The organism is Modicisalibacter sp. MOD 31.J (genome assembly GCF_020147985.1).
GTDB lineage: Bacteria > Pseudomonadota > Gammaproteobacteria > Pseudomonadales > Halomonadaceae > Modicisalibacter > Modicisalibacter coralii.
In genome coordinates, this window is the sequence record NZ_JAGXFF010000002.1 from 405,307 (window position 1) to 422,926 (window position 17,620).

The 17,620-nt window shown below is 58.8% G+C and carries 20 protein-coding genes; 16 read left to right on the plus strand and 4 right to left on the minus strand.

Annotated elements, in window-relative coordinates; all coding sequences use genetic code 11:
- The first annotated feature begins 48 nt into the window (after positions 1-48).
- From traF (KGR00_RS07475) to KGR00_RS07490, 4 genes are read left to right on the plus strand one after another with little or no spacing between them, the layout of a single operon-like run.
- Positions 49-1,071 carry a conjugal transfer protein TraF gene (gene traF / locus KGR00_RS07475; RefSeq protein WP_224424288.1) on the plus strand — a complete coding sequence of 341 codons (1,023 nt, stop codon included), beginning with the start codon at positions 49-51 and terminating at the stop codon, positions 1,069-1,071.
- Positions 1,068-1,598, plus strand: a complete 531-nt coding sequence (gene traF, locus KGR00_RS07480; protein WP_224424289.1) for a conjugal transfer protein TraF — start codon at positions 1,068-1,070, stop codon at positions 1,596-1,598. Before traF (KGR00_RS07475) ends, traF (KGR00_RS07480) begins: the two co-directional genes overlap by 4 nt.
- Positions 1,592-3,043: a conjugal transfer protein TraH gene (locus tag KGR00_RS07485; protein WP_224424290.1), complete on the plus strand. Its 1,452-nt coding sequence runs from the start codon at positions 1,592-1,594 to the stop codon at positions 3,041-3,043. Before traF (KGR00_RS07480) ends, KGR00_RS07485 begins: the two co-directional genes overlap by 7 nt.
- A gap of 43 nt (positions 3,044-3,086) precedes the next feature.
- Positions 3,087-6,401, plus strand: coding sequence for a conjugal transfer protein TraG N-terminal domain-containing protein (locus tag KGR00_RS07490; RefSeq protein WP_224424291.1), 3,315 nt, complete (start codon positions 3,087-3,089; stop codon positions 6,399-6,401).
- Positions 6,402-6,507: 106 nt separating this feature from the next.
- Here the strand turns inward: KGR00_RS07490 and KGR00_RS07495 are convergent, their stop codons facing one another.
- Positions 6,508-6,876 carry a hypothetical protein gene (locus KGR00_RS07495; protein ID WP_224424292.1) on the minus strand — a complete coding sequence of 123 codons (369 nt, stop codon included), beginning with the start codon at positions 6,874-6,876 and terminating at the stop codon, positions 6,508-6,510.
- Positions 6,877-7,251: 375 nt separating this feature from the next.
- Between KGR00_RS07495 and KGR00_RS07500 the strand changes: the two genes are divergently transcribed.
- The 4 genes from KGR00_RS07500 (at position 7,252) to KGR00_RS07515 (ending at position 9,848) form a co-directional block, all read left to right on the plus strand.
- Positions 7,252-7,884 carry a hypothetical protein gene (locus tag KGR00_RS07500; protein ID WP_224424293.1) on the plus strand — a complete coding sequence of 211 codons (633 nt, stop codon included), beginning with the start codon at positions 7,252-7,254 and terminating at the stop codon, positions 7,882-7,884.
- A gap of 112 nt (positions 7,885-7,996) precedes the next feature.
- The gene (locus KGR00_RS07505; protein WP_224424294.1) at positions 7,997-8,611 is read left to right on the plus strand and encodes a hypothetical protein; all 615 of its coding nucleotides are present in this window, start codon (positions 7,997-7,999) and stop codon (positions 8,609-8,611) included.
- Between the two features lie 182 nt (positions 8,612-8,793).
- Entirely contained in the window at positions 8,794-8,994 is a 201-nt protein-coding gene (locus tag KGR00_RS07510) for a hypothetical protein (protein ID WP_224424295.1), read from the plus strand.
- A gap of 347 nt (positions 8,995-9,341) precedes the next feature.
- A complete protein-coding gene (locus tag KGR00_RS07515) occupies positions 9,342-9,848 on the plus strand; it encodes a hypothetical protein (RefSeq protein ID WP_224424296.1) in 507 nt (168 codons plus the stop codon).
- Positions 9,849-9,966: 118 nt separating this feature from the next.
- On the opposite strand, the gene KGR00_RS07520 is transcribed toward KGR00_RS07515, so the two are convergent.
- Positions 9,967-10,248 (minus strand): hypothetical protein, encoded by a 282-nt coding sequence (locus KGR00_RS07520; protein ID WP_224424297.1) that lies wholly within the window; start codon positions 10,246-10,248, stop codon positions 9,967-9,969.
- A 2-nt stretch (positions 10,249-10,250) separates the two neighbouring features.
- A complete protein-coding gene (locus KGR00_RS07525; RefSeq protein ID WP_224424298.1) occupies positions 10,251-11,240 on the minus strand; it encodes a ParM/StbA family protein in 990 nt (329 codons plus the stop codon).
- 735 nt (positions 11,241-11,975) lie between these two features.
- On the opposite strand from KGR00_RS07525, the gene mobI reads away from it, so the two are divergent.
- The 5 genes from mobI (at position 11,976) to KGR00_RS07555 (ending at position 15,902) form a co-directional block, all read left to right on the plus strand.
- Complete coding sequence (mobI, locus tag KGR00_RS07530; RefSeq protein ID WP_224424299.1) at positions 11,976-12,470, plus strand: conjugative transfer protein MobI(A/C); 495 nt, start codon at positions 11,976-11,978, stop codon at positions 12,468-12,470.
- Positions 12,471-12,794: 324 nt separating this feature from the next.
- Entirely contained in the window at positions 12,795-13,079 is a 285-nt protein-coding gene (locus tag KGR00_RS07535) for a hypothetical protein (protein WP_224424300.1), read from the plus strand.
- Entirely contained in the window at positions 13,079-13,558 is a 480-nt protein-coding gene (locus tag KGR00_RS07540) for a hypothetical protein (protein ID WP_224424301.1), read from the plus strand. The genes KGR00_RS07535 and KGR00_RS07540 overlap by 1 nt, the downstream gene beginning before the upstream one ends.
- A gap of 1,010 nt (positions 13,559-14,568) precedes the next feature.
- On the plus strand, positions 14,569-15,162 hold the full coding sequence (locus tag KGR00_RS07545; protein WP_224424302.1) for a DnaJ domain-containing protein: 594 nt from the start codon (positions 14,569-14,571) through the stop codon (positions 15,160-15,162).
- A 428-nt stretch (positions 15,163-15,590) separates the two neighbouring features.
- Complete coding sequence (locus KGR00_RS07555) at positions 15,591-15,902, plus strand: hypothetical protein (RefSeq protein WP_224424304.1); 312 nt, start codon at positions 15,591-15,593, stop codon at positions 15,900-15,902.
- A gap of 170 nt (positions 15,903-16,072) precedes the next feature.
- Here the strand turns inward: KGR00_RS07555 and KGR00_RS07560 are convergent, their stop codons facing one another.
- On the minus strand, positions 16,073-16,363 hold the full coding sequence (locus tag KGR00_RS07560) for a hypothetical protein (RefSeq protein WP_224424305.1): 291 nt from the start codon (positions 16,361-16,363) through the stop codon (positions 16,073-16,075).
- Positions 16,364-16,685: 322 nt separating this feature from the next.
- Here KGR00_RS07560 and KGR00_RS07565 point away from each other — a divergent pair, with 322 nt between their 5' ends.
- The 3 genes from KGR00_RS07565 to KGR00_RS07575 are packed head-to-tail and all read left to right on the plus strand — an operon-like array spanning position 16,686 to position 17,615.
- Positions 16,686-16,946, plus strand: a complete 261-nt coding sequence (locus KGR00_RS07565) for a hypothetical protein (RefSeq protein WP_224424306.1) — start codon at positions 16,686-16,688, stop codon at positions 16,944-16,946.
- Between the two features lie 19 nt (positions 16,947-16,965).
- Complete coding sequence (locus KGR00_RS07570) at positions 16,966-17,199, plus strand: hypothetical protein (protein ID WP_224424307.1); 234 nt, start codon at positions 16,966-16,968, stop codon at positions 17,197-17,199.
- A gap of 56 nt (positions 17,200-17,255) precedes the next feature.
- Positions 17,256-17,615, plus strand: coding sequence for a hypothetical protein (locus tag KGR00_RS07575; RefSeq protein ID WP_224424308.1), 360 nt, complete (start codon positions 17,256-17,258; stop codon positions 17,613-17,615).
- Positions 17,616-17,620: the final 5 nt, after the last annotated feature.

A 17,620-nucleotide genomic window follows, 5' to 3' on the forward strand; every position in this document is an offset into this window, starting at 1 on the left:
GAGTGATTTCGGCGCTTGTCGCATGTTGGCTCTATATAGCATGCAGGCATGACCACACGAACACTCAAAAGCGTCCTGGTCGCGGGCGGATTGGCCGCATTGCTTTCGCTCTCAAGCGACCCGACGCTCGCCGCCACCTCGTCATTTTTCGGCTCTGAGCCGCCTGATGGCTGGTTCTGGTACAGCGTCACACCAGATCCAGAACCACAGTCCGAGCCTAAACCCGAAGCAAAGCCTAAGTCTAAGCCTATGCCGGCCCGACCCCCGGCGTTGAAGAAGGCCGTAGCACCTGACCCCAAGGAGCCGACAGCCTACTCAGCAGTATGGATTCGCGAAAACCTCCCAAAGTATCTCAATCGTGCCATCGATAATCCGACTCGTAAAAATGTGTTGGCGTATATGTACCTGCAGCGCCTCACGATTGATAAGTCGCAGCGCTTCGCTGACGCCGTGGAAGTTGCGGTGAAGACCACGCCCGCACTGGATGAGAATAACCGTCGGCCAATTAGTTCGATGGGCGCTCGGCTGGCCAATAGAGGCGCCGATCGGGCTACGAAGCGAGCGATGACTGAACTCAGCCAACAGCTCGGCGTCTGGTTCTTCTATTCGAGTGGATGCGACTACTGCGCCTCGCAGTCGTCCGTTCTGAAGGGGGTTGAGGAAATCTACGGGATTCCGGTAACAGCGATCTCCATGGACGGTGGGGCGCCTCCTCCCGGATTTGCCAGTGCGCGATCCGATGAGGGGCAGGCCAATCGTCTGGATATCGACGGCCCGATGGGGTTGGTGTTGGTCAACCCTAAAAGCCGAAAAGTAGTTCCGCTCTCCCACGGACTTTTGGCCAGGGACCAATTGGTCTCGAGAATATTGCTCGCCGCAAACAAAGCAGGATGGATCGATGAGGATGCGTACAACCGTACGCGACCGATGCGTGCCGACCAGCTCCTTTCCGCCGGGTTCGCGGGCTCTGCTGAGAAGGGCGCACCCACCACAGATAATCTGCCGGTTAGTCCTGACGATGTATTGGAACGTCTGGTCGGACAATTGGAAGGAGGGGGTACGCAGCGATGAATCGCATCCTTTCTCGAGTGGCGGCCGGGGTGGCACTGACTCTTGGGCTAACGTCCTTCACATCCGTCGCAAACGCCCAGCCGACTCTGGACAGCCAGCTCCGAAGCCTCTCCGGCCAGGTGGGTATCTGGTATTTCTACATGTCCACTTGTCCCTACTGCCAGAAGCAAGAGCCGGCGCTAGCCATGTTCGACGAGCGTTACGGTATCGAAGTGACGCCTGTCTCGCTCGATGGCGGACCCCCGCCGGGGCGGGAATTCGAGGAATACGTTCCGAATAGGGGGCAGGCGGCTCGGCTGGGGGTAGAAGTTACCCCGACTCTCTATCTTGTGCATCCGGCGACTCAACAGACGACCCTGCTCGCCATTGGCCTGAGTCAGCCTCGGGAGCTGGCAGTACGCATTATAAAGGCCGCCAAGGCTGCTGGCTGGCTTGAACGCCCGAAGCCGGAGTCCACCAACACCGATCGCGCAATCCCCGGAGCCATCGCCGGGCGGGATCGTGGCCAAGGAGATTCATCATGGTAAACAAGCTTCGTTCGGCATTGCTGCCGTGCGCATTGGCCGCCGGGCTATCCTTGGGGTTGGCGCCAACACAGTCACATGCGGGACTTCAGGATCAGATGGACGAGATGTTCAATTCGATGTCGAACGTCACTGATCCGACCGCAGTCATGGGGCAGCGCCGGGGTGTCCTTGCCGGTGGACGCTACTCTATGCGTACGAGCGCGATGGATGTACAGGTGCTGAGCATCCTTCCTCCAAGCGTCAACTCCGGGTGTAACGGCATCGATATGTTTGGCGGTTCTTTCTCGTTCATCAGTGCAGACCAGTTCATCCAACTATTACGAACAATCGCCTCCAATGCGAGTGGCTACGCATTCAAGATGGCGCTCCAAGCGATGTGCCCATCTTGCGACGCAGTGATGAGCAAGCTCCAGGGGCTGATTCAGAAGATGAACAGTCTCTCGGTGAACTCATGTCAGGCCGCAAAGGAGCTGGTGGCTGGCGCCGCGGCGATGACACCGGATGGGATACGTACCGCAGCGAATAACGCCGCCGCTCCCATCGCGACGAGCATCGGTGCGGCCGTCGACTCCGTGTCCTCAATGTTTCCTTCCGTCGGTGGCGGTGGCACCTCGCTGTACAAGGTATCGCAGACTAATGCCGGTCGCGAGCAACTGGAAAACGAAGAAGTGCTAGGCAACGTGGTGTGGTCCTCGCTTCGTGACTCGAATGCCGCGGCCTGGTGGTCATCAGGGGATGAATCCCTCATGGAAGCGGTCATGTCAGTGACAGGTTCGGTGATCGTGCGCCCGCCCGAGGAGCAAGGAGGGGACCCTGCTATCACTGTGCTACCGCCGATCCTCGATATCAGAGATTTCATGAACGGCAGGGATAGCGACGCAGACGTTCGTCTCTATGAGTGCGGGAGCGATCAGTGCTACAACCCTGATGATGCTCCGGGGACGCATACCGATCCCGGTATCCAGACGGTCTCTATCGAGAGCTTCACGGCCCAAGTCTCTGAGATGGTTCTGAGCTTGGTGTCCAAGTTCGCCTCTCCCTCGGCAACGCTGACCAGCCAAGAGAAAGCCTTTATGTCATCCGCGCCGGGCGCTGTAGGCGGGATGATCCGGAACCTTTCACGTATGTCACCCGGGTTGGCACAGCTCTATGCCAACCAGGCCGGTCCAACTATCGCTCAGATCATGGCCTCGGATCTCGTTCTCGACATGGTGGACACGGCGCGCACGGCCATGGCCTCGTCAACCTCGCCATCCGCATCACAGATGCGCGATCAGCTCAATGACGTAGCCAGCGCCATGCGAGATCAGGCGCGGAATATCCAGGGGAACCTAGCCTCGCTGCAAGGGATGGTTGAGACATACAACGGCCTTCGCCAAGCGACGATCAAGCGGCGCCTGGGAATCAATGAACTCTCTCGAGGGGTCGGCCTGAAGGTGCGGTGATGCGCGCGCCTTGGGCTCCTCCTGACAATGGCGGAGAGCTGCTGTGACTTATGACATCTACTCTACCGGCGATGGTGCATTCCTAGCCGAGATACTCAACGCCGTGTCCATGCTGATGGGCAGTGACAGCACCACGCTGATAGCGATGATTGGTGTGTTGCTGGGTTTCCTGTTCGTGGTCCTGAATTCTGTCGCTGAGGGCGGCCGGCGGCTATCAATGGGGGGCACGGTCATGGCTATCGCCATGTACCTGGTACTGTTCACCCCTCGGGTGGACGTTCTCGTCCATGACCCATATTCGTGGACTGCTAGGCCGGTAGACAATGTGCCGCTGGGTGTTGCCGCGGCGGGCATGACGCTGAGTAGCATGGGGCTCGTCATCACCGAAGAATTCGAGACGGCCTATTCGCTCCCCGGAATGCTCGATACTGGCTATGGTACACCTCTGGAAATGCTTCTCTCGGTGCGAGGTTCAGGGCTGGGGACAGCCAACAGTGTGGCTGGGCATGATAACTTTCTACAGACGTTGACAAATTACATCAATGACTGCACCGAGACAGGAATCATGCTCGGTTGGAATGACCCCGCGGCTATCGTCACAGCGCCGGATCTATGGCAGGCGGTGAAGATGACGGATACCGATTACACCACCAAGACATATCTGCCAAGCGATCCTTCAGGTGGCGCTCAGCGTACATGCGCGAATGCCTATTCGGCGATTACCGCGCAATGGGGGCAGCGGCTCAACGCCTGGAACAACTACCTCTCCGATAGCTATGACGTGGCTGATGCCCGCACAGTGATCCAAGGCGGGCTCGATAACTTGGTAGGTATGGGTAACCATGCGAACCAGTACATGAAGAACGCACTGGTGGCCAACGTCATTCGTCGAGTGGCCAGCGGTAATTACTCGGAGAGCAGCTTCGCGTCCACAGTCATCACCACACAAGCTACCGAGCAGTCACGGGTACAGTTTGCCGCTGAGGCATCGTTGTTCGCGCGTTTCGCCCGACCGCTGATGACGTTTGTGGAGGGGTTTGTTTATTCCATCGTGCCGTTCATGGTGTTTGCGATCGGATTCGGTATGGCCGGGTTCAAGCTGGTCGGGCGGTATGTGCTCATTCTTATGTGGGTTCAGCTTTGGATGCCGATCATGTCGGTCACAAACCTGTTCATCAGCATGGCCTTCGTCCGTGAGATGGATTCCCTGAACAACATGGTTACCTCCACGGGCGATCCGTTGAGCCCGCTGTCATTGCTTGGAATGCAGACGATGCAGGCCGAGGCTGCTGACTGGATCGCGGTTGGGGGCAATCTTATAGCCGCAGCGCCGGCGCTTGCCCTGACGGTGCTCTACGGCGGTGCGTACACGATGGTGAATCTCTCCAGCCGTATGTCCCCGGGGGATGCGGTCGACGAGAAGCAGTCATCACCGGATCTTTTCTCTAATCCGGGTGTGTTGTCCATGAGTGCGCAGAATACCCACGATCCGACGATGGGGACACGCACGTCTGGTACCGAGGGTTGGACACCCAGCTTGTCCATGGGGGAAGTGGCCAATAGGCAGCTCACATCAACGGAGCAGGAGATGCAGGCGGCCCAAGCTGCCTATGCGACGAGTGTCCAACAAGGCATCAGTTCCATGGAGAAGGGCGGCGTCAGTTCAACCGATCTTCAACAGTTGGGTCGCAACGTCACCGGGAGCGATGCAAATTCCTATACCCGGTTGGTTGAGAACGCTCAAGAGTACGCCCAGGCGAATGGGTTCAGTAACGAGCAAACTGAAAGGCTCACCGGCGCGATCACTATGGGAGCTAGCGGTTCAGTCGGTGCCTCATTCTTTGGCAACGGGGCCACAGCGAGTATTAGCGGAGAGTCCTCAGCGGCAGACACCCTTGGAGAATCCGTAGAGATGTCCGATCAGCTTAGGGAAATGCTCAAAGAGTCCACATCCGAACAGGTGCAAAGCTCTTTCACAGAGACCGTCTCGCGCTCCGCAATGAATACTGAACAAGAAGGATGGGAGAGGGTTGCTCAGGAGCAAAACCAAGCGAATTTCGATGAAAGCCGTCAGCGCATGGAGAGTGCAAGCCAAGCCTACTCTGAAGCCCAGCAATTCCAGGCAAGTGTTGGTGCAAATCAGGAGGTCGATTTCCTCACCATGTCCAAGGACATTGCCGCCAACGAGGAAGCTTTCCAGAATCTCACGGCCCGTATGTCTACCCATGATGAAATGGGAGCGGACTGGCAGAACCAGACTGAGAAATTATCCCAAAGTGGAAGCCTTGGAGATCCAAATATCGAGGCCAATGAGCGTCAATACATGGCCATGGGTGCATTAATGACTCTCGGCGCGAACCTCGATAATGCCGATGCACGCGGCATGCTCATGGACATGGCCTACGCCACAGGTAAAGTATCAGAAGGAGCGGGGCCGGCGCACGTAGACTACGACGCATATCAAGGTGCCTCCGGCAATGTATGGAACGACACCGCCAATGTGAAGTCCGAGGTCAGCGCTGCGACAGGGGAAGCGGAAAGCAATTTGGAAGATGTACCGGAACGTATCGATCAGGTTAGCCAAAGCACCCAAGGAGGAGTTGGTGAGTTCGACATGGACGCAAAAGACATTCGGGAAGAGCACAGCAACCGAGTACAAGGAATTGATCATTTAACGGGCCAAGCGGGCGAAGCCGCGGTTGATGATGCGTACGCACGTCTTAAAGACGCACCCGATGTGTCGTCTTCGGCATACTGGGACGCGTATAAGTCCGCTTGGGGGCGCGCTTTAGGAGCGGACGCAGATCTCGAGGATCCATCACAGAGCGCGTCAGGACCATCCGCGCTGCAAGCCAAGATAATAGAGGCATCTGATTCAAGCGATGATAATCAGGATCAGATCAAAGAGGAGCGCGAGAAGGTTGCAAGCGAAATTCGGGCAGATGCACGCCAAAATGCTCTCGCTGGTGGATTGACACCGGCTCAAGCTGGCATGTTCGCCGAGGCTGCTGCCACAGCACATCTGTCGCCTAATAGCGAAGGAATGATTGGTAGCGACCTTTCAATGACAGGGATGATGGATAGGTTCCTCGCCGGTGAGGACGAAGCCGCAACGAAGGATGAGATGCTCCAGAGTAGCGGCTACCGTGAGGAACTACGCAACCATCACTATAATGCGATCAAGGCGGAATACATGGAGAAGTTCAACGGCAATGAAGAGAAAGCTACGGAGTACGCCAACTTAACTTTCGACCGCATTGCCGAAGCCGGCACTGCGGGTGTAGAAAACGGTATGAACTACCTGGGTCGTCTAAGCACCCTAAATGCGGCGATAGGTGAGACACCTGATAGAAATTGATTCACCTTGCAAGCCACTTTGCCGCAACTGAAAATGGCGACCCGATGGTCGCCGTTTTTCTATGTGGTACGCCAGGAATTGAAGGGCCCTATCGTCACACCCCTTGCTAGAATTGATTGCCTTTGCTGGTAAGTCCACTGTCATTGATGTAGATATCACCATCAGGTGCTACTGATCCAACTGGCTTTATTATTCCTTCTGGGCTCCCTCGCCTTTTTGCCTCATCAACATCAATGTCGCCATCGTTCCGGCGGGCAAGCCATGCCCCGAAGCCATACGGCGCGCGCTTCTTGAACCGACCGACGACGAACATCAGGACCAGCGGAATAAGCACCAATCCACCTAGCGGCACGACCGTGAACAGGAAAACGAAGAAATACTGCCGGAAGATCGGCCGGTACGGCATGATCAGCGATATGAGGGCGATCAGGCCACCTATCAGGCCGAAGGCTACGATGCCGAAGTGCATATCCATGGCTTTATCCCCTTGGCTTGTTCAACTGGTTCCTATGCTAGCAGAATCGTCGAAAGCAGCACGGCGGCTGGCGGGCGCGAAAAACCTGCCTCACTCACCAGCCATTAACCCCTCGTGCCCCTGGCCGGGAGTGGTAAACTCATAGTCTCAATCGAGCATTCCGTGCTCGCGTGGCTTGGTCTCCCACGTCACCAAAGGGATTTGCCGTTGGCTCGACTTTGCTCGCGTCTTCGGCCTGTCGGCTTCGTCCGATAGACACCTATCCTGGTTGCGCGCCTCCCTGGTGCCTTCCAGTTACCTTCCAACCCTGCCATGGGGAACGCTCCCCATGCCTGGGGTGCGTCTCCTCGTTTCCAAGCAAGCAAGGAGAACGTTATGGACCTCGCATACTGGGTATTACCCCTTGGTATTGTCTTCGCGGCATGCAAGATCCTGTTCGATTGCGGTCGCATGTTCCAAAAAGTGACAGTGAACCTGCGCAAGATGAGCAACGCGAAGGTGGAGAAACCCGAGTCTGCCAAGCCAGCGGCTCAGGCGCCTCAAACCCAAACCAAGACAGAAGTGCCGAGCGATGCGGCGACGCAGGCGCTCAATGACGATCCGCATGTGGTGATCCCGTTTCGTGGCCCTGTCCCGAAAGGTGACATCATGGCTACGGCCCAAATGGCCGCCAACGACACTGCCTCAGTGCCTGAGGAGGCGTCCGATGCCGATGTGGCTTCCGCGCCCGTGTCTTCGCAGGCGGAGATCGACCGCAAGTGGGCATTCTACGATACGCCACCGGTACTGCGTCGTAACCCTGACTGGAAGCCGCACTTTGTGGAGCCAGTTGAGCCTGCGGAGCCGGTACAGCCGGAGCCGGTGGATGTAGCTGAAGCGCTTGATCCTGCCGTTTCCAGCGGTCTCTGGGATGACTACGCCTCGATGATGCGCACTGACGACGGTGGACTAGTGCCCATCATCGATCCTGCCATGCAGAAAGAAAACCTGTCGCTCATGCGGCACTGAGCGTAACCGGGCACTCCCTACAGGGCAGTGCTCGGTCGCTTCCCACGTTAAACCCCAAGGGGGATGCCATCCTCCTTGGGCGGTATCCCTCGCATGACCTGGAGGGAGACCTATGCACCAGATAACCGACTACCTCACCGCTGACGATCGCCACTTCCTGCGCATGCTTAGACAACAGGCGCAAGACAGCTTGGCGACGTTTTTTGATGAGATGTTTGGCACGTGCACCCGGGAAACCGTTGGCCTGTCGATCGTCATTGAAGGACATGAATATGCCGACATGTACGACCATGCCCCAGGTTTCGCGTACTACACGCGTGACGCCCGCACAGGAGCGCCGGCACCGGCCTATTCAAACCTTGATGCCGTGAAGGAACAGGCTGAAGGCTGGTTCGATGAGCTGTCCAGGGATGCGTTTGTTGCCCAGGACAAAGCTCAGTCACTCGACGGTCTATTCCACCCTTCACGGGCCAAGCTCGTGAACCAGGAGGGGCGGGCTATCGCCCTGTATAACGGCCGCTGCTGGTTCGATCAGCGCCTGGAGCCTGGCGACTGGGACGCGACTAGAAGCGAAATTGCGAATCTGCTTCGTGAGGCCTCTTTCGAGGCTGGATGGGACAACTTCAGCACAGCGCGAAGGCTGCGCGAAAAAGCCCATCTACTCGCTGTACAACTGGAAGTTTCAGAAGACTTCTATGCACGCGAGAAAGATTGCGTTCCGTTCTGATCAGTCGCCCCCCGGGGTATCCCTGACAGCGGCACGTAACTACTGAGCACACACACCCGATCAGGGCAGACACAAGCTGCCCTTCGGGGTGGTTTCGTCTGCCTTGTCCGGGGCCGTTCCCGGACCGCCAATCCAGGAGCGTTCATTCAACCCTGGCGTGGCGGCCAGAAGGAGCGATAACGATGATGCGATTCAACAAGCGCGTACGTGAGTCCATCGCGATCGAGCTAAAGCGTGTGGCCTGGTCTGGTAGTGCCGTATTCGGCGTGCTGGGCTGGACCGCCAGCAGTGGCTGGGTCGCAGCAGGAATGGTGATGTGGTGGGTGCTTGTCCAAAGCGCTGCACACCTGGTCCTTGCAGTTGAGGATACCGACACAGGCTGATGTACGGACCAATTTGTCCGAGCAGTGAGCAACCTTTATACTTGACAGGAAAGATGACCGCATGGAGGTCTCTACTATGTCTCTTGAAGCTGGAACTCTGATCGGGATGGCCATCGGTATGGTGGGCGTAATCGGTCTCGCCGGGTTTTCAATTTGGTCAAAGCACCAGGAAGACAAAGAGAAGCATCAGCGCGGCGGTTAACGCCAAGCGCTAAACAAAGATCGAGGGGCCGGCATATTGCCGGCCCTTCTCGTTTACGTCAGGTGCCTGCCTGGCATCGTATCCAACCCAGACGGGGCCATGTTCCCGTCCGGGGCATGGTCTCTTCCACTGAAGGGAGTGCATCATGCAGACACAACATGCCAGCAAGGTGTACCCGGATCTGGCGCATTACAGTGCCCTGTGCGAGCTGGGGCGAGAGCTGGAGCCGGAGTATGTCGAGTTGCTGGAGGAGAGTCTCGCGTCCGCGAGGGCTCAGAACCGGGCCTGGCATCTGCTGCTTGATACCTGTCAGGGCGATCCGGTCGGCCTGGAGCTGAAATCCCGCCACGAGCAATATGCCTTGATCCTGCCGGACGCCAGTGAGTCTGGCCGGTTCCGGGCGCAGATGTTCGATGCCAAAGGGTTTTTCGCTCACTCAACCCGCGACACGGCGCTCGAGGTTCTTGAGCTGCTGGTCACTGAGGGGTACACCGAGTTGGCCACTGGCGCCCTGGAGCAGCTCAGTCAGAGCACAGACTGGAAGCTGGGAATGTTCCAGACCAACCTGATCGCGGAAGTGAATCGAGGCAGGCTTTCGTACCCGGCCATGCTGAAGCGCCTGGCGGGAGGCGAGTCGGAAATTTCGGTATAGAAGAGCGCTTGAAGCGCTTGGTGGTTGGGCCAGTGATGACTGGCTCGATCACCACCACAAAGCAAAAGGGCTGGCGTTTGCCAGCCCTTTTTTATGTCAGCAATCTGCTCGTCTTCTACTAGTCGTCGTCCCACCCCCCGCCATCCATACTCCCAATCAATCCTGAGCTGACCTTGGAGCGCTCAACGCCATTTGCCTGGCCTGCTACCGCACTGGTTGCGCCTTCCGAGCCTGCGGGGACCAATCCGCCTCGCATGGCGAGTACACCTAGCGTAGCCAGCGTGCGGATGCGCTCGCTTCTGTCCTCTCTGGGCATCGCACTGAGATCTTCGTACAGCTCTGGGCTGGCGCCTTCCTTCACTGTGGTCACGATCCGGTACTTGCCGAGATCCTCCTCCATGCTCAGCCCTCCGCGAGAACCAGGAAGCCATCCGCGTTGGCCATGGGTGCATTCTCCACAACAATCACGTGTGTCTCGGGGAAGGCCTGCCGGACAGCCGGCGCGTAGAGTGACGCCCCCCCGCCAGCGACGAGCACGATATCGAGGTCGAAGTCCAGGCCGCGCACGCTGGAGGTGATTTTCGCTAGCGCCCGCTGCCCAGTATGGTCCGCCGCGCGTTCAAGGAAGGGCAAGGCATCGATGTCACGCACGCCACAAGGGATGTCAGTGCGGCCATCACGCAAACGCTCCTCAAGGGTGGCTTTGAAAAGTCCCGGCGTGGCAGTGGCGGATTTGTGGCGCTTAGTGATCATCTCGTCGGCCCGCTCGAGCAGGCGCGACATCGCCTCTGTGGACGTAGTTGCCGCGCTCGGGTAGGGGCGGTTGTGTCGCATGACCACGCTATCAACGCTGAAGAACCCGGGGTCGATCACTAGTGCCGCGCGGGTACTCATGAAGCCCTCCCGGTCGGAAGCGCCAGACAAGTACGAGATATACGTCCCCGCTGGTTGCGGGTAGACCTTGGCCTCACGAACCTCGACGACTCGATCCGGCGTTACCTGGTGTCGCCCCTGGAGCTGCTCCACCAGCTCAGCGCGCAGCTCAGCGTTGAAGAACAGGTTTACCGGCAGGCCCGTGGCCACTCGTTCGATGACCCGCGCACCGCTACTGGCCAAAGCAGCGTGGTAGAGGGCTCGGTACTGCGGTGTCCGGGTGTAGTTGCGATCGAGGGTGCGGGTGTGATCGGCCGCCATGTGCGGTTGCACGCCGGCGACGTAATCTTCGCCGTCGACGTTGACCAGAACCCCTGAGCCTGCATCGCCAAAGTAGTTGCCGTCGCCATGGTCCGCGCGGCTGACACCCACGGGCATGGTCAGATGGTGCGGCTTCTCCCCGGCATGGGTAAAAGCGACTTTCAGGCTGGAATATCCGATGTCGAGTCCAAGGTGCATGTACTAATTCTCCAGAGTGATGTAGATCGTCTCCGCTTCTGTGGTCGCAGAAACCCTGGCGGTCGCTTCCAGGTGCATGTCAGCGGAACTTCGGGGCAATGCTGGAAGCGGGGTGTAACGAAAGGCGTCTGCCCGTTACACCTTGCCGCACTACGTAGAATCGCACCCTCGAGGTCCCGGGTAAGGCCGAAATACCTATCCGCAGCAGTGTGATTAACCCGCCCCCCCTCGGTTGATGCAGGCTGGCTGAATAGGCGGCATACGGCCACAGGCGGGAGGCCTGGTTTGCCCAATGATCTATTTGTCAAAGTGATGGGTCAGGGCAAATATATTTGTTGCTGCCGCCTTGTCGGCAAAAAACCCGTCGAGCGCCGGGTTTGCCCAATGAATTATTTGGCAAATGCCCAGCCGCCGCTCAATTAATTTGGCAAACAACTGGCCAGGGTTAAGAGGCGACGGAAATATAGCCCCTTCCATGGCATGTTTCGGCCATTCCTCTGCGGTCGTGACGCCTAGACTGCGAATCACGTTGACCAATGCATTAATTGGGAAAACGGAGAGACGCAGACAAATATATTTGGCGTATTGGTGATGTTTCGGTGGGTTTGACGAAAATGCCGTTTAAATCAGCAGGTTACCTGTCAGGTAGCTATGAAGTTCACTCTCGCCCCCCTATTTGTCAAACGGGGTGCCTTTGCCAAATAGATAGTAAATTTGTAAAGACCTGGAGCATTTATGAAGCATGAAGAGTACATCTCTGGCATCGATGCGCAGCTCGAGTGGATAGCCCAGGCGAAGGAAATGTTGAGAGACGAGGCGAAGGAAGGGGTAGATAGCTACTGGGCACATCACTTCAAGGCGAACGAGGGGCTCGATCTCTGGAAACGGAGCACTCTCGGGGCGCGCGTGAAGAAGGGGGCTGGGAGGGACTTCTACATTCAGTGGTATTGGAACCAGTGGTACAAAGACAAGCGAGGAAACAAACACCCTTTGTCACAGCACATCCGAAAGGGCAAAGGGTTCTCCTACCCCGAAGCGACACTGAAGCGCTACGCCAAGGAATGGGAGATGGATCTGGTAATGAGCCTTGAGGGTGACTTCGCGGAGATCCGCAAGCAGGCACGAGAGCTTAAACTTGCCGAGCAAGCACTGCGCCGGTTGCGGGCCGTTGTCCAAGATACTGCATCTCCCGACAACGCAAACGATACCGAAGCCGAGGCAGAGGAATAGTCTCTCGCGCCTGAGTCGACTTAGGCGGCTCAGGCGCTCTGGTGATGCTCGCTGCGCCGAATGGCGCTCTGGTGGCGATTTTGGCCGGCTCCGTCCGGCCCAGGTTGAGTCTCCAGCTCTTGTTCCTGTTTCGATTTTCGTCGGCCCGCCACGGCTCGCCGTGGTGGGCTCTGGCCACCTCCCGCCTATCAGGCCCTGGGGGCCGGGACACCGCTACGGACGCTCTCCCTAGTCTGCTGGTGAGGCCGCTTGCTGCTTTTCGATACTGGGGCAGCCTGTAGGTGAACCCGGGGGACCGCTCCGGCCCATGACAGGAGAAAGACCATGAGCAACGCCGCGATCATTGCAGCACCCGCCACCCTTGATGCCGAGTCCGCGTGCAACGACGAAACAGGCACCCAGACCGATCCCCGTTGGGAGGAGGTCTACAAGCTCTGCCGCTTCGCGGAGGAGGGGATCTCACTCGAGGCCTTCCTTGCCGCCCCGTGGCGGGTTCTGAGCGAGCAGGGGCAGGAGGGTGCAGTCGAATCTATTCGCAGCGGCCATCAGCCGCTACTCCCTAAGCAAGCCCGAGTAGCCCGTCGTCTGCGGGCGGAGGGATTTCACTGATGAACAAAGCCTTCGCCAAGCAAGACTCGACTCGTCTCACCGAGACGATGACGCAACCCACCCGCGAGGGGGTGCTGGCAAGTGCCCACCGGCTAGGCGGTCTGATAGCACAGGCGAGCAAGTCCGACGCTGAGCGCACCGAGCTGCTCCTCCATGCGGGACGCCTGATTGCCTCCGGCAGCGACTCGTTCGGACACGACGCTGGCGCACCGACGTCCGACTTGAACAGTGAGCGCGCCGATGTAAAGCAAGGCCCGCTTGAGGAGGTTTACCGCCTGATCCTGGAGACGGTCCGCGGCCGGGACGCTCATACCCTCGAGCAACAACTCGATGCGCTGGCGGTTCACCTGGGGGCCCTGGTGGCTAGCGGATGCACCAATGATGCTGAGCGGGGCGGAGCGCTGCACCGGATCGAATCCCGAATGTCCCACGCCTGCCTCAAGACGTCCCGGATACTGGCGGCAGATCGAGGTGAATAATGGTGGGGCAGGAAGGCAATATCACCGTTGGGGGCATCGTGCGAGACATGCTGGCGTTGCTGATGGCTTGCATGATCACACTAGGTGTGGGGGCGTTAGGCATTTACGCAGCGAAGAGTGGGGAGGCGGCCGCCAGGGTCTCGCAGGTTACTGTTAAGGCGCCTCCTCAGGCTCAGCTAGTGCTCTCGTCCATGCCTGTTGTCCTTCCCGTCTCACGCGGTGAGGAAGGGTTCGACCCGCCCCGTATTTGGCACCTGTGATGAGACTTGTCGAGAACGAACCCGCGTCTCACCAGGACGACGGAAATTAACGGCAGGAGCACGATGATGACGACGACCGCAACCCCGCCCAATCTGACACAGGCTGACATGGAGGCCATGGCTGAGATGCCGAAGAAGGGGTGGTTCGATCCCGGCGGATTGCTGACTCGGCGGCCCTGGTACCGCTGCAAACGGCTGGAGAAGGCGGGTGTTCTGGAATGGAGGGTTGTAGGCCGATACCCCCACTTGAAATCGGAGTACCGTCGAATCCCCGAGTCTCATCAGGACGCGAATGATTGATTGATAGAGCTGGAGGAGGGAGAAGATGACAGCCCCCACCCCAACACGCAGGCGGACGCGGAGGCTCTTGAGCAGACCCCGGCTGATCACTGGGTCGAACCTGCGTTTTTGATGATCCGGCGTTCTTGGTACCGCTGCGCACTCCTCGAGCGGGCTGGCGTGCTTGAGAGGCACGTATTGACCGTCACTAGCGGGAGTATCGACGCATTCCAGCGTCCCGCTCGCACAAAGGGGGTTGAGTAGGGGAAGGTCCGACCCAGGTCGTACTGATCGCCCATCCTGCCCATGTCGGCGTCTGAAGCTCACGACTCCCGCTGACCGCCCCTGCCAGCGTTCCAGTTCGACCCACCCAATCCACGCCCCTCGCCATTGCTCTCCCTGGTCACGATCTCTTGCTGCTTTGGCGTTTTCGGGCAGGGTCTGCGTCAGCGTCAGATAAACACGAGGTAGATGATGACCCAGGCATATCCCTTGCAGTGGCCCACCGGCTGGCCACGTACCCGTAAGCCGCAGCGCAGCCGCTTCGACACCACCCTGGCCGTGGCCCGTGATTGCCTGCTCGACGAACTGCGTCGGCTGGGTGCTGGGGACGTGGTGATCTCCACCGACATCCGCACCCGGAACGATGGGTTGCCCTATGCCAATGCCCGAGAGCCGGTGGATCGCGGTGTCGCGGTGTACTTCACCCGTCATGGGCGCCAGCAGTGCATCCCCTGTGATCGCTGGGATCGTGTTCAGGACAATCTCCAGGCGGTACGAAAGACCATCGAGGCGTTGCGCGGGCTCGATCGGTGGGGTGCCCGCCAGATCGTCGATGCCGCCTTCACCGGCTTCGTGGCCCTGCCGGAGAGTCTCCCTGATGACTGGCGCTCGGTGCTGGGTGTGCCGCCCGAGTGCAAGTCGCTGTCCGAGGTCCGGGATCGTTACCGTCGGCGCCGGCGGGAGTATCACCCTGACCATGGTGGGGACCCCGAGATGTTCCATGCGGTGCAAAAGGCATGGGAGCAGGCGCAGCAGGAGCTGAGCGAGACCGGCTCGGCATGAGTGTCCGGGTCGGACGCCACGATGACCCCGGTGCAGTCTACATCGGCCGTGGCAGCCCGCTGGGCAATCCCTTCGTGATCGGCCGGGATGGTGACCGGGACGCAGTGTGCGATCGCTACGAGGCCTGGTTCGCCGAGCGGGTGGCGACACGAGATCCCGCTGTCCTCGGAGAGCTTCGACGGCTCTACCGGCTGGCGAGCCAGGGTGAGCTGGTGCTGGGCTGCTTTTGCTCGCCGCGGCGGTGTCACGGTGAGACCATTAAGCGCTTCCTGGAGTCACACTTATCCGGCGGCCGGTGCCGTCTGGGCGAGACGAGGGCGAGCGATTCCATCAACCGAAGATAGCGTTGGAGCAAAGGAGGAGCGGGCTTGGGCTGGCCTCGGCCGGCGTGCTATCCCCCTGGTGATGCCGGGTGCCTGCGAACGACCATGAAGACCACACAGAAGACCGTCACGATCCATCACGAGTGGAACAGGGAGCGCAACACGCACATACTGAATGTCTGGGCTGACGGCCAAGTGGTCGACCACCAGATGAGCATCGTTCACCTGGATGACGACATGGCTGCCGCCGTCAACGACGACGGTCAGGATGTCACCCCAGGCTGGTGGATCGAGGGGGACGGCCAATACTTCGAACGGCTTCACGACGGCGAGGACAGCGGGCCGCTGGATGCACTAATCCGGCGGGAGCACGACGGCAAGCTGGCGGAGCTGAGGGGAAGGCTGGCTGGGCAATGATACTTGCTGGGACGCATGTCCTCGCTGGCTTCGGGCTTACCAATGCCAGGTTGAGGGCTTCCGTACATCAAGCTGCCCTCGGTTGCAGCGAGCACCTGAGCCGAGCGTTATGACTGGGCGTTCTACTCGAACGCCCAGGTAACAGACGCCCTCACTGGGGCCTGTCGGTACTACTGGTCAGAACCGCAAAAGCAGCAGGTTGTATCGAGGGCGATCTGAACCATGATGAGTCCGTCTTCGGGCGGGCTCTTTTTCTCACTGGGGCTTAGGTTCTCCTGGTTGATCTCGACCTGTTCGGGAGTGAGGCCGATCCAGGCATCTCCCTCCCCGTCTAGGACGGCTGCAATCTGCTCATCGGTCAGTCCGACCAGGGGCAGTCCATGCGTCATTTCGCCCACGCACTCAGGATCTGTCCCGTCGGCACACGGGAGTGTTACTTGGATGGGTTCTTGCAGTTCCATGGTTCGCTCTCCTCGTTTGATCCGGGCGCCCCCGAGGCCCCGGGCGCTCAGTGTAGCGGGGCGTTCGTTTACGACACCAGTCAGGACGCATGCCGCGCTGATATTTCCTCGTCGGACCCGAACACCGCTCGCGTGAAGGTTTCCCACTTCCGGCGTCCGAGTCAGCCTTGGCGATCAGGCTTGCCGCCCCGGCGTGCCGTCGTGATGAATCATCCCCTTGGCCGCGAAGCCCCTTCCGCCACCCGGCTGGGACCGGCTTGCTGCTTTGACGATCTGCGGCACGCTAATTACTCAACGACGCACATTAGCCGAGGGAAGCCAAATGCCCACTAAGAACGCACCTTACTATTCTTGTAAAGCTGGTCGCCCCGAGACGCTCAAAAGTCACCGCCAGCGCCATGCTGCGATGAAAGCTGCTGGCGAAATGGGGCAAATCTGGATTACAGCGGATAACCGCCAGCGCCAGGTCCATGAGTCATCATCCGGGGGGTGGATGACTGCCGAGCCGGAGAAGTTTCTGGCGGTCGATCTGAAGCCCCTCCTTCTAGAAGAAGGCATGATTGAAGACGGCAAACCCAGCTAATTGAGGAAAGGGGCAGCACGTGAGCGAGCAAGTCGATGAGAGCTGCTACGAAGATGAGCAGGACCACCATCTAACCTGTCCAGGTTGTGGAAAGCCTTATACCGTTACCATCGAGGTTCCCGTCGCATATTCAATTCTCTCCCCCCAGAGAAAAGGGAGGGCAAGCATGATCTCCATAAACGACATCGATCCACAGAAGCTGTGGGTCAGCGCGTCGGGCAGGCGTATCGACACCGTGCAGCCGGACACCTGATTCGCAGGGGGTCCAACTGAAAAGCTAGCGTTTGACTATGTAGAGGACGAATCAAGATGACGAAATTGACGGGTTGGCAGCTCATAGCCAATGAGCGTAAGCGGCAGATTAAGGAGGAAGGCTGGTCACTTTCCCATGACGATCAGCATGGTGCAGGTGTTTTGGCATCCGCCGCTCTCTGCTATCGGGACGCAAGCGGTCCTGATAGCGTGATGCCGCACAACTGGCCATGGGATGCCACCTGGTGGAAACCCAAGAGCCGAGAGCGCAACCTCGAGCGTGCAGGCGCCCTTTACCAAGCGGCGGCTGAAGTGGCGGAGCGAGCACAAGAATATCGTGTTCGCGATGATCTGCGAGAGCATGTGGCAAGCTGCGCGAACCTGCTCGATAGCATTCTCGAAATCGAAGCTAACTGATCGAG

Bases quoted from the DNA above. Each gene is read 5' to 3' on its own strand.
- KGR00_RS07555 (WP_224424304.1), top strand. From the start codon at position 15,591: ATGAAGACCACACAGAAGACCGTCACGATCCATCACGAGTGGAACAGG.
- KGR00_RS07505 (WP_224424294.1), top strand. From the start codon at position 7,997: ATGCACCAGATAACCGACTACCTCACCGCTGACGATCGCCACTTCCTG.
- KGR00_RS07540 (WP_224424301.1), top strand. From the start codon at position 13,079: ATGAACAAAGCCTTCGCCAAGCAAGACTCGACTCGTCTCACCGAGACG.
- KGR00_RS07510 (WP_224424295.1), top strand. From the start codon at position 8,794: ATGATGCGATTCAACAAGCGCGTACGTGAGTCCATCGCGATCGAGCTA.
- KGR00_RS07515 (WP_224424296.1), top strand. From the start codon at position 9,342: ATGCAGACACAACATGCCAGCAAGGTGTACCCGGATCTGGCGCATTAC.
- KGR00_RS07485 (WP_224424290.1), top strand. From the start codon at position 1,592: ATGGTAAACAAGCTTCGTTCGGCATTGCTGCCGTGCGCATTGGCCGCC.
- KGR00_RS07545 (WP_224424302.1), top strand. From the start codon at position 14,569: ATGATGACCCAGGCATATCCCTTGCAGTGGCCCACCGGCTGGCCACGT.
- traF (WP_224424288.1), top strand. From the start codon at position 49: ATGACCACACGAACACTCAAAAGCGTCCTGGTCGCGGGCGGATTGGCC.
- KGR00_RS07565 (WP_224424306.1), top strand. From the start codon at position 16,686: ATGCCCACTAAGAACGCACCTTACTATTCTTGTAAAGCTGGTCGCCCC.
- KGR00_RS07500 (WP_224424293.1), top strand. From the start codon at position 7,252: ATGGACCTCGCATACTGGGTATTACCCCTTGGTATTGTCTTCGCGGCA.
- KGR00_RS07525 (WP_224424298.1), bottom strand. From the start codon at position 11,240: ATGCACCTTGGACTCGACATCGGATATTCCAGCCTGAAAGTCGCTTTT.
- KGR00_RS07560 (WP_224424305.1), bottom strand. From the start codon at position 16,363: ATGGAACTGCAAGAACCCATCCAAGTAACACTCCCGTGTGCCGACGGG.
- mobI (WP_224424299.1), top strand. From the start codon at position 11,976: ATGAAGCATGAAGAGTACATCTCTGGCATCGATGCGCAGCTCGAGTGG.
- KGR00_RS07495 (WP_224424292.1), bottom strand. From the start codon at position 6,876: ATGGATATGCACTTCGGCATCGTAGCCTTCGGCCTGATAGGTGGCCTG.
- KGR00_RS07575 (WP_224424308.1), top strand. From the start codon at position 17,256: ATGACGAAATTGACGGGTTGGCAGCTCATAGCCAATGAGCGTAAGCGG.
- KGR00_RS07520 (WP_224424297.1), bottom strand. From the start codon at position 10,248: ATGGAGGAGGATCTCGGCAAGTACCGGATCGTGACCACAGTGAAGGAA.
- traF (WP_224424289.1), top strand. From the start codon at position 1,068: ATGAATCGCATCCTTTCTCGAGTGGCGGCCGGGGTGGCACTGACTCTT.
- KGR00_RS07535 (WP_224424300.1), top strand. From the start codon at position 12,795: ATGAGCAACGCCGCGATCATTGCAGCACCCGCCACCCTTGATGCCGAG.